Source organism: Streptococcus sp. LPB0220, assembly GCF_008727815.1.
Taxonomy (GTDB): Bacteria; Bacillota; Bacilli; order Lactobacillales; family Streptococcaceae; genus Streptococcus.
The window spans coordinates 340,101-354,389 of the sequence record NZ_CP044230.1 but is presented as its reverse complement, the minus strand read 5'-3'; the positions used below and the strand labels follow the sequence as shown (position 1 = coordinate 354,389).

The window sequence follows — 14,289 nt, the reverse complement described above, 5'->3', positions numbered from 1 at the left end:
CTCCTTAAAATGAAAGAGACTGAGACATATCGTCTCAGTCTCTACAGTGTCAGCACTTATTAGTATACTGTTTTTTCAGTTTCTTTGTCGAAGAAGTGAGCTTTGTTCAAGTCAAATCCAAGTTCGATGGTTTCACCAGTTCCAAGGTAGTCACGCGCATCTACTTTAGCGATGAATTCGTTGTCACCAACTTGGCAGTACAAGTGAGATTCTGAACCAAGCAACTCAGATACAGAGATGGTTGCTTTCACGACTGATTCTGGGAATGTTTCAAGGAAAGCAGCTTCTGTATTCACGTCTTCTGGACGGATACCAAAGATCAATTCTTTACCATCATAGCCTTTTTCTTTCAAGACTTTCAAAGCACCTTCTGGAACTTTCAAGTTCAATCCATTGGCAACGATGTGTCCACCTTCCAATTTCACGTTAATGAAGTTCATGGCAGGGCTTCCGATGAATCCAGCTACGAATTTGTTGACTGGGTTTTTGTACACTTCTTGCGGAGTACCGATTTGTTCTACACGTCCGATAGTACCTGTACCAGCTGGGTTTTTAGTAGCAGACATAATAACGATACGGTCAGCCAATGTCATCGCTTCTGTTTGGTCGTGGGTTACGTAGATTGTTGTAGCTCCGATACGACGGTGGATTTTCGCAATTTCAGCACGCATGGATACACGAAGTTTAGCATCCAAGTTTGACAAAGGTTCGTCCATCAAGAACACTTTTGCATCACGGACAATGGCACGACCCATGGCCACACGTTGACGTTGACCACCAGAAAGGTCAGCTGGTTTACGATCCAAGAATTCTTTCAAGCCAAGGATTTCAGCTGCTTCTTGTACACGTTTGTCGATATCTTCCTTGCTGTATTTACGCAATTTCAAACCAAAGGCCATGTTATCGTACACAGTCATGTGTGGGTAAAGAGCGTAGTTTTGGAATACCATGGCGATATCACGGTCTTTAGGTGCCACGTTGTTTACAACAGTGCCATCGATTGAACATTCACCTTCTGTGATGTCTTCAAGACCAGCGATCATACGAAGAGTCGTTGATTTACCACATCCTGAAGGACCTACGAAAACGATAAATTCTTTGTCTTTGATGTCCAAGTTGAAGTCTTCAACTGAGTAATGTTCGCTATTTGGATATTTTTTATAAATGTGACTAAGATTCAATTCTACCATGATGGTACTCCTTTGATTTTTATAGTTCTATTGTAAATGAAAACGTTTTACAAATCTATGGCAAGTCTCACAAAAAAGAAAAAGAGTTTTGTGCAAGTTGCACAAAACTCTGGATTGATTCCGTTTAAATCACATCTTGTAAAACTAAATGATAGCACAGGGCTAGATCTGTCAGATTTTTCAACTGAAGACCCGTCAACTCCTCCCACTTGTCAATCTTATATTGGAGCGAATTGCGGTGGAGATAGAGTTGCTGGGCGGCCTTGGTGACGACTGCCCCATTGTCCCAAAGAGCAACAATGATGTCTTGCAATTGATCTTGACTTTCAATCAACTGATGCAAGCTTGCCTTGATTGGAGTGAGATCTAAATCTGCCTGCTCGATTCCCCATAGATAGAGTTGAGAAAAGCGATAGACACCTTGATGGCCTTCTCGAATCCAGGCTCGAAAGACCGCCCGTTCTGCTCGGATGACCGGAGACACTTTCCCGTCTTTAGACTCGGTCCATACTTGCCCGACCAAGATAGATAAACGAATATTGAAGTCATACTCCATGGCAGAGACGGTATCTTTTAAGATATCGGCCACAGGTAAAGACTGGTCTTGGTCCAGAATGAGCACATAATCTTGTCCGCTCAGTTGCAAGGTTGCTCGGAAGTTGGGCAAAAGTGTCTGCATCATCTCTAGCCAAGAAGCCGTCCCTTCCGCTGTCGAATGCGAAATGTGGCAATAGACAAGCTGCATTTTTTTGATGACTTGAGGGGCTTCTCCCTTTCCATCGATCAGGTACTGGTACCAAGGATTAGGGGCAACCTCTTCTTCACCGCCCAACCAGGAAATCAATTGTTTTTCTCGTTCGGTTAGCTCTTCTTCCTTCAGCAGCAACCATTGATGAGCCTGAAGGGGAATGGCTACATAACCAGCTGGTGGATTGGCTTGATCCGTCACCTCTGCATGAGGAAACCACTCTCTGATATTTTTCACTGCTTTCTTCCTTCTTCTACTTGCTGGATGCACCAGTCAATCAGCTCTTCTAGCCGAGAGAGCTCCCCCGTCATATGGAGATAGCCCATGACAGCCTCAAAGCCCGTCGACATCCGATAGGTCACGACATCCGCATTTTTGGCCTTGGTATGGCTATTGGTATTGCGACCGCGCTTGTAGATCTCCAACTCTTTTTCTGTCAGAATTTCTTGCTCCAGCATGCTTTCAATCAAGCTGGCCTGAGCTCTAGCAGAGACATAGCGGGTGGCAGCCTGGTGAAGCTTATTGGGCTTGGTCATCCCTTGAAAAATCAGGTGTCTGCGAATATACATGGAATAGACCGCATCTCCCTCAAAGGCAAGGGCAATCCCATTGATTAGATTGACATCAATCACGTGTCCACCTTACACCTTCTTTTGTATCCAAGAGCTTGATTCCTTGTGCAGCCAATTCATCGCGAATGGCATCTGCTCGCGCAAAATCTTTCTTAGCCCGCGCTTCCTGACGTTCAGCGATCAAGGCTTCAATATCTGCATCCAAGTCTTCTTCGACAAAGACCACTCCAAAGACTTCTAACATCTTGGTCAAGGCATCCTTGACGTCTTGATTGTAGTGACCTGAATTGATCCATTTAGCCAATTCAAAGACGACGGTGATGCCGTTTGCCGCATTGATATCTTCATCCATAGCCGCGATAAACTTGTCCACAAAGCCTTGTAAGTCTGCTGGATCCACTTCTCCTGTGAACGGTTGCTCATAGGTGTTTTTCAAATACTTGAGGTTGGTCTCCGCATCGCGAACCGCTTTTTCTGTGAAGTTAATGGGCTTGCGGTAGTGCTGGGTTGCAAAGAAGAAACGAAGCACTTGGCCGTCGATAGTCTTCAATGCATCATGCACAGTGATAAAGTTGCCTAAGGACTTGGACATCTTGACATTATCAATATTGACAAAGCCATTGTGCATCCAGTAATTGGCAAAAGTTTTTCCGGTCTTAGCTTCTGATTGAGCGATTTCGTTGGTATGGTGCGGAAACTCAAGGTCAGCACCACCACCGTGGATATCAATAGTATCCCCTAAAATTCCCGTCGACATGACCGAACACTCGATGTGCCAACCAGGACGACCAGGTCCCCAAGGGCTGTCCCAGGAAATCTCTCCTGGTTTGGCAGCTTTCCAAAGGGCAAAGTCAACTGGATTTTCCTTGCGGGCTGTTTCCTCATCTGTCCGACCAGAAGCGCCTAGCTCCAAGTCTTCTAGAGTTTTGTTGGCTAATTTTGCATAGTTGTGGGATTTTTCCACACGGAAATAGACATCTCCCTGGCTCTCATAGGCATAGCCTTTTTCGATCAAGTCAGCGACAAAACGAATGATGTCATCCATAAACTCGACCACACGAGGATGGCGAGTTGCAGGCTTCACGCCAAGAGCCGTCACATCCTCACGGAAGGCCGCAATATATTTGTCTGCCACTTCCTGAGGTGTGATGCCTTCTTCTTTGGCACGGTTGATGATCTTATCATCCACATCTGTAAAGTTGGAAATGTAGGCAACTTCGTAGCCACGATACTCAAAGTAGCGACGAATCGTGTCAAAGGCTACCGTTGAACGGGCATTCCCTACGTGGATATAGTTGTAAACCGTTGGTCCACAAACATACATGCGGACCTTTCCTTCCTCGATGGGGATAAATTCTCGCAGATCACGAGACATGGTATCATAAATTTTTAACACGCTTCATTTCCTTTCTGTTTCTACTCTTTTGGCTTCAAGTAAACCACCTGAGTCTGTTTGATAAAGCCAATCTTTTCATACAAGCGTTTAGCACCTACATTGTCATCTTCCACTGCAATCTGAAATTCCTTATCATTTTGCTCAATGACTTGGTTGACGACTGATTTTGCTAGATAGCTTCCGTAACCTTGCCCACGATAGACTTCAGCAATCGCAAGTCCATAAAGGTAATTGCATTTTCCAGATACATCGACCGTACAAACGCCAATCACTTGACCTTCTTTGAGTAATATGTAAAGCAGACTATCAGGATCCTTCAAGGCCTCTGAAATGTATCTGTGGCTCACTTCCGGTGCTTCCACTTCATCTGAGAAGGTTTGGTGGTGGAGCTGGGCAATGGCTTCAAGATAAGAAGGTTCCGCCAAGAGCACACCGACATCCGAACGGGAATCTAATGCATAAGCGGTTCGATCACGTCCTAACCAGGTTTCTGTTTCGCCATCCTCAACCAGTCCCCAATTGCTGGCAAAATCAGGATGATTCTCTAGAAAAATACGCTCTGTCTGAAAAGTCACAGACTCAATTGGATAAGATGCCGTTTCTTTCTCAAAACTTCCATACAAAGCACGCGCAATTCCCTGACGACGATAATTAGGATGGACCAGGATCGCCACATCCACATCTGGGTCATCTGCATAAACCGTTAATATGCCAATAAGTTCACCTTTTTCATAATAAAGGAAAAAGGCGGGCATATAGGGATCAAAATTGAGCATATTGGAGAGATAAGGATCCCGAAAAGTTCCGTCATCGTTCTGACAGATGGCAATAAGGGACTTTGCTTCCAGTAGTTGGTGGTCATTCAATGTATTGGTTGCTTGAATCACGTAGCGATCTCCTTACAAGCTAGAAGACCGATGACTGGCTTCCTTAGCATGCTCCATCTTATTCACGTAGTATTCGCGTTTTTCTTCTTCTTGGTGAATGATTGGCTCATCCTTCTTACCGTGCACACGAACAATTTTAGCAGGGACTCCGACAACGGTCACATCACTCGGTACATCGGAGACCACGACCGCTCCCGCTCCTACTTTGGCTTTGGCCCCAATCTCAATCGGACCGATGACCTGAGCATGAGCGGAGACCAAGGCTCCTTCACGAACCGTCGGATGGCGTTTACCGACATCCTTCCCTGTTCCCCCAAGGGTCACCCCGTGGTAGAGCATAACGCCTTTTTCAACAATGGCTGTTTCCCCGATAACAAGGCCCGCTCCATGGTCGATAAAGACACCAGAAGCAATAGTCGCACCTGGATGGATCTCAATCTGAGTCCAAAAACGCCAAAATTGGCTATGCATCCGAGCTAGAAGCTTAAAACCATGGTTCCACAAAAAGTGGGAAACACGGTGAGCTGCCAGTGCTTTGACGCCCGGATAGGTCAAAAGGACCTCCAGCGAGGTACGCGCTGCTGGGTCATTTTCTTTTACAATATTGATGGTTTCACGCCACCATCCCATACCGTGCCCCTCCTTTTCTAATAATTATTCTGAATCTTTTTGTGTAATGGTAAAGTCTTTTTTAGGTTTGTGGTCTTTATTGTGGTGACGAGGACGATCGCCATGACGAGGACCTTTTTCACCTTTTTCTTCTGAATGTTCAGGTTTTGGCGGACGTGGCAATAGTGCCTTCATAGAAGCATCGACACGACCTTTTTCGTCAATCTTGATAATCTTCACATCGACTTCATCGCCAATCGCTACCAAGTCTTCGACACGGTTGGTGCGCGTCCAAGCCATTTCAGAGATATGAACGAGGGCATCCGTCTTGTCAAAGAGGTTGACAAAGGCACCGAATTTCTCGATCCGAACTACTTTGGCATGGTAGACTTCATCCACCTTCGCTTCACGCACCAAACCAGCAATGATTTCCTTAGCACGGTTAATCGCATCTTGGTCGCTCGAGTAGATCGATACGTTCCCTTCTTCATCGATATCAATCTTAACGCCTGTCTCTGCGATGATCTTATCGATGGTTTCTCCACCCTTACCGATGACAATCTTGATCTTGTCCACATCAATCTTGATGGTATCAATTTTCGGAGCAGTTGGCGCCAATTCTGGACGAACTTCCGGAATGGTTGCTTGAATCACGTCAAGGATTTCAAAACGAGCTTTCTTGGCTTGAGCAAGCGCTTCTGTCAAGATTTCTGCAGTGATCCCTTGGATCTTGATATCCATTTGAAGGGCTGTAATCCCGTCACGCGTACCAGCTACCTTGAAGTCCATGTCTCCAAAGTGGTCTTCCAAACCTTGGATATCTGTCAATACGGTGTAGTTGTTTCCATCTGAGATCAGACCCATGGCAATCCCAGCTACTGGCGCCTTGATTGGCACACCACCAGCCATCAGGGCAAGTGTTCCCGCGCAGATAGAGGCTTGAGATGAAGAACCATTTGATTCCAATACTTCTGCTACTAGACGGATGGCATATGGGAATTCTTCTAAGCTTGGCAATACTTGAGCAAGGGCACGCTCACCGAGAGCACCGTGACCAATTTCACGACGACCAGGTGCACCATAACGACCTGTTTCACCAACAGAGTATTGAGGGAAGTTATAGTGGTGCATAAAGCGTTTCTTGTACTCTGGATCCAAACCATCAATGATTTGCGTTTCACCCATTGGCGCCAAGGTCAAGACAGAAAGAGCCTGAGTTTGGCCACGCGTAAAGAGACCTGAACCGTGCACACGAGGAAGGTAGTCGACTTGTGCATCCAAAGGACGGATTTCATCGACCTTACGTCCATCAGGACGAACCTTGTCTTCTGTGATCAAACGGCGCACTTCTGCGTGTTCCATTTGTTCCAAGATTTCAGCCACATCCCGCATGATCCGGTCAAATTCCTCGTGGTCTGCATATTTTTCTTCGTAAACTGCTGTGACTTGGTCTTTCACTGCTTGCGTCGCAGCTTCACGAGCCAATTTTTCTTCTACTTGGACTGCTTTTTGAAGGTCACTGTTGTAGGCTGCGATGATTTCAGCTTGCAAGTCAGCATCTACATGAAGCAACTCCACTTCTGCTTTTTCTTTACCGACTGCTGCAACGATTTCTTCTTGGAAGGCAATCAATTCTTTAACGGCTTCGTGTCCTTTCAGAAGAGCTTCCAACATGATTTCTTCTGACAATTCTTTAGCGCCAGACTCTACCATGTTGATAGCGTGTTTGGTACCAGCTACTGTCAATTCAAGAAGCGAGCGCTCAGCTTGTTCTTGCGTTGGGTTGATGACGATCTCCCCATCCACATAACCTACTTGTACTCCAGCGATTGGGCCATCAAATGGAATATCTGAGATAGACAAGGCCAATGATGAACCAAACATGGCTGCCATTGGTGCAGAGGCATTTTCATCGTAAGAAAGGACCGTATTGATCACTTGCACTTCGTTACGGAAACCTTCCGCAAACATAGGACGAATCGGACGGTCAATCAAACGCGCTGTCAAAGTCGCATCCGTTGAAGGACGTCCTTCCCGTTTCATAAAGCCACCAGGAAACTTCCCAGCTGCATACATTTTTTCTTCGTAGTTGACTTGGAGTGGGAAGAAATCCCCAGTTGCCATCTTCTTAGACATGACAGCTGCCGTCAAGACAGTTGACTCACCGTAACGCACGACAACAGAGCCATTTGCTTGCTTAGCAACCTGACCAGTCTCTACGATCAACTCACGACCCGCAAAAGTCGTTTGAAACACTTGTTTTGTCATTGTAATCCCCTTTGGATTGATAAAATTATACGACTTGCCTACAAAAATCAGGATACAAAGGGCGTGTAGAATCCCGTATGAAAATAGGAGATTGACGTAGTGTGCCACGCACACAAGGAAATCTATCTTTTTCACTAGGGATTTAGCCCGTGTTCAACTATCAAGATATTTTGGACGGTTCGGCTTGCCGAACATTTCTGTAGAAAAATAGGAAGGTGACGCCGCACTCGATGAGTGCTAGGAAGCTTATCTTTTTTCCTAAGAAATGAGGCCAAAATTCAATTACCCAAGATACTAAGCCGTTAAACAACTCAAAGGAAAATAGGAAATCCAACGACGGAGCGACCGCTCCTAGGAGGATTTATCTTTTTCAACAGAGTTGTAGGCGTATTCAATTACACATGATAGCATTGTTTTCAACAACCCATCTGTATGTTATATCCTCATCTTTGTATCCAAGCACGTATACCTTTTATTTTAACATATTCAAGCCCAAAAGAAAAAGGCTTTGAGAGCCTTTTTCTGCGAATCTTCCGTAAGTTCTATATAAAAATTTTAGAGCTAGGTATAGTCTCCATTTATTTTTACGATTTGACGAATTCAGTGCTGTCGACATAAAAGCGTGTTTTATGCGTTCCACCCTTATAGTCCTTATTGTTTCGCTTCAAGACAAAGCGTCTGTATGGTTCAGAAGTCCCTTGTATCGATGTGGTCACTTCAACCGAATCTTCATTGATCACCCATTCATCAGGTGAAGGAATCTCCATCGGTGGCATCGCTCCCCCACGACCACCAGGAACAATTTCGTAAAAGGCCTTGTCTTTTGTCGAATAGATCCAGCCGTCTTTCTTGTCATTTGTTAGTTGGATCAGCTTGTCTTGTGAAAGACTGCGGATCGAATCCGATGTTTCTTCTGCATTCAATTTATCAATGATATCTTGTAAATTATAGGTTCCCGGCGTGTAGGTATTGTAGTAATCAATGAACATGTCTTGCGGGTAGCCTTCAACTGCACTGTGGTCATTATTCAACTCCAGCAAACGAGTCGGTTGCACCTGAAGTGAATAGGTCAAAGACGCACTGTTTTCAATGATCGAATAGATATCCGCTTGGTCCGCTTTAGACAAGGTCCCAATGGCTTCTTTGTCATTTTCATCGGACTTAGCTTCTTCCGACTGCTCTTTTTCTTTGGCTTTGTCAGATGACTGTTTGACTGATGAAGACTCTACCGGACTGTGCTTACGCTCATAGCGTTTCGGAGCACAGGCAGCTAGGGAAAGTAATAGCACAGCAGCTAGTAAATAGGTTCCAAATTTTTTCATGTTTGTCTCCTTATTTTCTTAGTCCACACGGTAGAAGAACGAGTCAGTATCCCAAATATATTGTTGCCCAATCCATATACGATCTTTTGAGGTATCTGATGGATCACTATTCTGATCACTATCAGGCCTCATAGGTGTTCCTGCTGGCAAGAAAGAGATCGCAGCTCCACCAGCTGTATTTGGTTTTGAACTATGGATCCCCCCACTAATATAGCCGTGATCAGGATTAATTCTATCAACAACTCCACTTCCATCTGTTACAAATCCTTTTCCTGTCAAACCATCTTTATTAAATTCCAAAGTCCAACCTAGACCATTTCTCCAGGTTCCTGCAATACTTGAAAAATCACCGTTCTGAATTTCTTGAATATTCATTCCGCTGCTTTTCTTACTTGAGCTTGCTGCTTTAGAACCATCCACGCGCGTTGTGAAGTCAAGAGCGATCCAGCCTTGTCCAGATTCAAGCTTGCCCCAAGTATGACCATCCGCGTCTACTGTTTCCGTAATGGTATGAATACCTTTTGCGATCATTCCTGCAGATGAAGCAGAGGTTGAAGGCTCTTTGCGAATACGGAGATCCGACACACTGACTTGAACTTGGAAAGAACCTGTCTTCTTATCCTCCGCTTTAGCTGTTGATTTGGATTTCCCTGTACCGTCAAAATTTTTCCAATCGAGCTTAGTGAGGTCTAACTTCTTGGCTGAAATCCCAAGGGCTTGTTCTGCTGTTTCCTTCCCACCAATTTGAATGGTCGCTTTCTTTTCTTCCTTGGCTTTCCCTTTTTCTAAGGAATAAAGGGTCAATTCCTGCTCTGGATTCAGAGATTGCCAAGTGGCGTAGACAATTTGCCCATTGTCAAAAACATCTAGACTGGAGCGATAGCCCCCCACTGCAGCTGTGTAGGCCGTATGGAGCAATTCGGGTTCTTGTCCTTTTAAATAATAGATGGCAGAAACGTATTGTTTGTTTTCCGTGTATTGATTAGATACCAAAAGTTCATCGACACCATCTTGGTTAAGGTCTGCAAAGGCATACTGGAAAGTTACGGGAGTTCCCAAGCGTTCCAAAGCATCTAGATAGATATTTTCTTCTGAACCGGCTGGTACCTTCCCCAATTCCTTAGAGAGCCCCGTTTTATCGCCATTTTTAAGAGCTGTATCATACTTGGCATACCGCTCCAAGACCGCTTGATAATACTTTTGTCCCGTATCCTTCTTTTCTTTTTTGACAGTTGATGACGTTGCTGTCGTTGGTTTACTTTGGCGTTCGTAGCGTTTTGGAGCACAAGCCACCAAAGATAAAACGGACACACCCACCAGTAGTGAAATCATAACCTTTTTCATAAAAAATCCCCATTTGTTTATCTTTTTCTTAAAATTATACCATTTTAGGCTGGGTTCCCCCAGCCTAAATAGAATTTTTATTTTGTTTCGCGTTTGCGTTTCAATCCAGCAAGACCTAGAGCAGCCATTGCTACGCCCATAAGTCCAAGAGCACTTGCAGATTCACCAGTTGATGGCAATTCTTTAGTGTTTGCTTGTTTAACTTGAGGTGCGACTGGTGTAATTGCACCAGGTGTTACTGTTGTAGTTTTAGTTGTTGCTGTTGGAGCAGTTGTCTTGATTACTTTGTTTTGAGTAGATTCACGACGAACTGGTTCGTTACGACGAGTTTCGTTTTCGTGTTTGATACGTTCTTGTTCGCGACGAATTGTTTCTTCCAATTGTTTTGCTTGAACGAGTTTTTGGTAAGCTTCGAAGATACGTTTGTAATCTTCTTGAGACGCTTTAGCTTTCAACTTCAATGCTTCAAGTTTTGCAATTTCTGTTTCGAGTGTTGCTTTAGCTTCAGCTGTTTTAGCTTTTGCTTCAGTCAATACTTTTTCAGCTTCGGCAAGTTTTGCAGGTGCATTTTTAAGCAATTCAAGATAGTCTTTAGCTTCTTTGACTGCTTGTTCAGCTGATTTTACAGCTTGTTTAGCCCGTTCAACTTGAGCTTTAGCTTCAGTTGTTGCAAGTCCTTTTGCTTGCAAGTCGTTTTCCGCATCGATTGCTGATTTAAGAGCTACTTTAAGAGCTTCTTCTTGAGCAATCAATTTAGCTTTAGCGTCTTTCAATTCAGATTCGCGTTGCGCACGAACTTGTTGCAAGTTTGCAAGATTTGATTTAGCTGTTGCAAGTTCAGCTTTTGCAGCTTCGAGGGCTTTTGCTGTTTCATCAACTTTAGCTTGAGCCGTAGGTGTTTGTTCTTTAACAGCAAGAGCGTCCTCATATGCTTTTTGTGCTTTCGCGATAGCCTTTTGAGCAGCGTTCAATTTTGTTTGCGCCTCAATTTGTGCTGATTTTGCAGAAGCAACTTCATTTTCAGCAGCTTTAACCGCTTGGTCAGCGATCGCTTTCTTATCTTTAGCTGCTTGTAGTACTTGTTCTTCTTTTTCTACAGAAGCGGTCAAAGATGCTTTATATTCGGCATCCGTACTGATGTAATCAGCTTTATCCTGATTTGTAGACTGTCTTGTTGACAAGATGTGAAGTGAACCAGAACTTACGCTGATACCGATTCCAGTACCTTGAAGACTAATCAAGTGTTTGGCATGACCATTTGATTGACTACCATCTTCGAACATCATCATACGAATGTTATCCGCAATGTCTTGTTTAAGGTTCAACATGGTATATCCGCCCATATTTTTTTTATGCCATTCTGGTAAAAGTTGACCAAGAGATTCTTTTGCACTATATTCAATTAACACATCAAATAGATGTTTGAAGTTTGCAAGCACTATATCAGGAGTCCCACCATTATTCTTGTAATAATCCGTATATTTTTGAGCGATATTATCGGCAAAGTCCTGACCGCCTACTGTCAATTGGAGCGGTTCAATTGTTTTACCAGGTTCGCGTTGGGACCAATATTGTTGGTTAAGGTCATTTAACATTTGAGCCGCAAATTCAGCAATTTCTTTGCGTTGTGCGACTGTGAGGTTTGCAAGGTTAACAATTTCTCCATTAACACCGATACCCATCTGGCTGTAGTCCGTTTTGGGTTGCAAACCCATGTTTTCTTTTTGGTGGGACATGAACCAAGCGGAGTCATCGATATCGTGTTTTGCATAGTCCGCAGGAACGACGATTTTACGAAGAGCTTCGTCTTGTTTCAACTTAGCTACTTTTTCTTGATATAGAGCATTTGCCGCATCAAGAGCTTTTTGAGCTTCATCTACTTCAGATTGAACGACGTTTGCTTTAGCTTTTGCTTCAGCTAATGCTTTTTCTTTAGCTTCTACGTTAGCTTTTGCATCAGTGAGGCTTTGCTCAAGAGCCGGAACGTTCTTTTCTGTACGTTCTTTATCGAGTGCTGATTTTGTCTCATCAATTTTAGCTTGACGTGATGCGTCGAATTCTTTTGCACGATTCAACTCATCTTGAGCCGCTTTGTGAGTTGTTTCAGCGTCTTTTAATTTATTCCCTGCAATCGTTACTGTTTCTTGTGCTTTGCTTAATGTTGTTTCATTAAGAGCTTTTTCAGCCTTCTTAACTTCTTCCTTGGCTAATTCGACTTTTGCTTTTTCATCTTCTACTTGTTTAGTAGCCTCTTCATAAGCTTTTTCTGATTCAGATTCTGCTTTTTCAGCTGATTTCACACCTTCTTCAGCAGATTTTACAGCTTCTTCAGCAGATTTTACCCCAGCCTCTTTTGTTTTAATGGTATCTTCAGCTTTTGCGATATTTTCTGGTGTTGCTTTTTCTGCAGCTTCCTTAGTTTTTTCATAGTTTGCTGCAGTCGTTTTTTCAGTAGCTTCAGCTTCCCTAGCCTTTTGATCAGCCACGCTGACAGCTTTTTCTTGTTCAGCTACTGATTTAGCTGCTTCATCAGCTTTCTCTTTTGCTGTATCAACTGCCTCTTTTGTAACCTCAGCAGGATGATCGATATTTGAAACAGTTGCTGATGTCCCTGTCTGAGGTTGAGCAACTGACGCTTCTTCAGCTTGTACAACTGAAGTCACAGCAGTTGCAGCGATAATAGTAGCACTGATAGCAATACTTTTCTTTGTTGTTTTATTCATAGTTATATTCCTTCTATTTTCTTCCCTACCTATTTATCCCAGATTTCTTATCTTCCATAACGAATATTCTCAAGTTCACTTGCTACAGCACGTGATGCAGCAGCTGCTTCTTGTGTTTCTGCAATTTGTCTAGCGCTTAAAATATTTGCATGTTCCTGAAGCTTGATCATTCGTTCTTGATTAATAATCTGCTCTTTTTCAAGTTCGATCATCTCTGCTTCAAAGGCTCGACGGGCTGCTCGGTCTAAATATGTATCGTATAAATTAATGGCTTCCTTTATATTATCTGCTTTGAAATTATTAAACGCGTGAATAAGATAGTTCACTGCATCTAGTGCATAATAATCTTTAGGGTACCATCCTTGACCAATTGCTACAGCTTGATTTCGGAAATTTTCCATCAAACGTCCCTCTTGCTGATAGGCCAATTCTAATCGTTGATTTTCTGCAACCACTGCTTGGTAATCTCTTAAATGCTGTTCATTTTTATTACGAATACCTTTATTCACAAACGCAATCATTAATTCCAGCTTATTTTGAATGATGAAATAGGTGGCTACAATTGACACTCCAAGTAGAATCAATGTTATAGGATTAGGAGTCAAAAGCAAACGTAGAGGAAATACAAGTAAGACCCCTCCCATAATCAGTGTCGCTGGATAAATCCAACTATCCTTTGAACCTTTCATACGACGAAACAATAGAAATAAAAATCCTGATAAGAACAAAACTTCAAAGATAATATCACCGATTAATCGATTCACAGCACCAAGTAAGATGACATACAATAAATCCCCTAATAGTATTGAAATACTTGAAAATACCATAATTGAAAAAGCAAGCTTGAGGGTTTTATGAGACAATGTTTTATCGTTATATTCATCTTGTTGAATCAACTTGGCTGTTCTCATTTGATTAACAAGTGTAACTTGACGTGAACGGGCTTGAATAAATCCCAATATATTCTCACGAATTAGTTCTAGTTTAGAGACAATTTCTTCTCTTGTTTCCATTAATAACCTCCTCTATCACTAATTAGCAACATTTTACTAAAATTTTGAATATAAGAATTGCCACAAAAAATTATTAAACAATCCTTATATTCTTTAGAGCCATTAGTGTTGAGTATTGCATGAAATGCAATACTCTGATGTACTTAGTATATCAGCGAAATTCCAATCCATGCCTTACTTAAATATAGTAGTTAGACTTAAGTTTTTTAATCTTAAC

At 43.0% G+C, this 14,289-nt stretch carries 11 protein-coding genes; all 11 read right to left on the bottom strand.

Features of this window, described 5'->3' with window-relative positions:
* Positions 1-59: 59 nt before the first annotated feature.
* Positions 60-1,190: an ABC transporter ATP-binding protein gene (locus tag LPB220_RS01915; protein WP_003010064.1), complete on the bottom strand. Its 1,131-nt coding sequence runs from the start codon at positions 1,188-1,190 to the stop codon at positions 60-62.
* A 124-nt stretch (positions 1,191-1,314) separates the two neighbouring features.
* A complete protein-coding gene (locus tag LPB220_RS01910) occupies positions 1,315-2,175 on the bottom strand; it encodes a helix-turn-helix domain-containing protein (RefSeq protein WP_049516411.1) in 861 nt (286 codons plus the stop codon).
* Positions 2,172-2,570, bottom strand: coding sequence for a Mini-ribonuclease 3 (locus LPB220_RS01905; RefSeq protein WP_003004765.1), 399 nt, complete (start codon positions 2,568-2,570; stop codon positions 2,172-2,174). Before LPB220_RS01905 ends, LPB220_RS01910 begins: the two co-directional genes overlap by 4 nt.
* Complete coding sequence (gene cysS / locus LPB220_RS01900; protein WP_049516408.1) at positions 2,563-3,906, bottom strand: cysteine--tRNA ligase; 1,344 nt, start codon at positions 3,904-3,906, stop codon at positions 2,563-2,565. The genes LPB220_RS01905 and cysS overlap by 8 nt, the downstream gene beginning before the upstream one ends.
* Positions 3,907-3,926: 20 nt before the next feature.
* Positions 3,927-4,793 (bottom strand): GNAT family N-acetyltransferase, encoded by an 867-nt coding sequence (locus tag LPB220_RS01895; protein ID WP_049516407.1) that lies wholly within the window; start codon positions 4,791-4,793, stop codon positions 3,927-3,929.
* A gap of 12 nt (positions 4,794-4,805) precedes the next feature.
* Positions 4,806-5,423 carry a serine O-acetyltransferase gene (gene cysE / locus LPB220_RS01890; RefSeq protein ID WP_049516406.1) on the bottom strand — a complete coding sequence of 206 codons (618 nt, stop codon included), beginning with the start codon at positions 5,421-5,423 and terminating at the stop codon, positions 4,806-4,808.
* Positions 5,424-5,447: 24 nt separating this feature from the next.
* Positions 5,448-7,670 carry a polyribonucleotide nucleotidyltransferase gene (gene pnp / locus LPB220_RS01885; RefSeq protein WP_150905285.1) on the bottom strand — a complete coding sequence of 741 codons (2,223 nt, stop codon included), beginning with the start codon at positions 7,668-7,670 and terminating at the stop codon, positions 5,448-5,450.
* A 584-nt stretch (positions 7,671-8,254) separates the two neighbouring features.
* Positions 8,255-8,992 (bottom strand): hypothetical protein, encoded by a 738-nt coding sequence (locus LPB220_RS01875; RefSeq protein WP_150905283.1) that lies wholly within the window; start codon positions 8,990-8,992, stop codon positions 8,255-8,257.
* Between the two features lie 18 nt (positions 8,993-9,010).
* Entirely contained in the window at positions 9,011-10,336 is a 1,326-nt protein-coding gene (locus LPB220_RS01870; protein WP_150905281.1) for a DUF6287 domain-containing protein, read from the bottom strand.
* A gap of 77 nt (positions 10,337-10,413) precedes the next feature.
* Positions 10,414-13,059, bottom strand: a complete 2,646-nt coding sequence (locus LPB220_RS01865; protein ID WP_150905279.1) for an SEC10/PgrA surface exclusion domain-containing protein — start codon at positions 13,057-13,059, stop codon at positions 10,414-10,416.
* Positions 13,060-13,106: 47 nt separating this feature from the next.
* Positions 13,107-14,072 carry a hypothetical protein gene (locus LPB220_RS01860; protein ID WP_150905278.1) on the bottom strand — a complete coding sequence of 322 codons (966 nt, stop codon included), beginning with the start codon at positions 14,070-14,072 and terminating at the stop codon, positions 13,107-13,109.
* Positions 14,073-14,289: the final 217 nt, after the last annotated feature.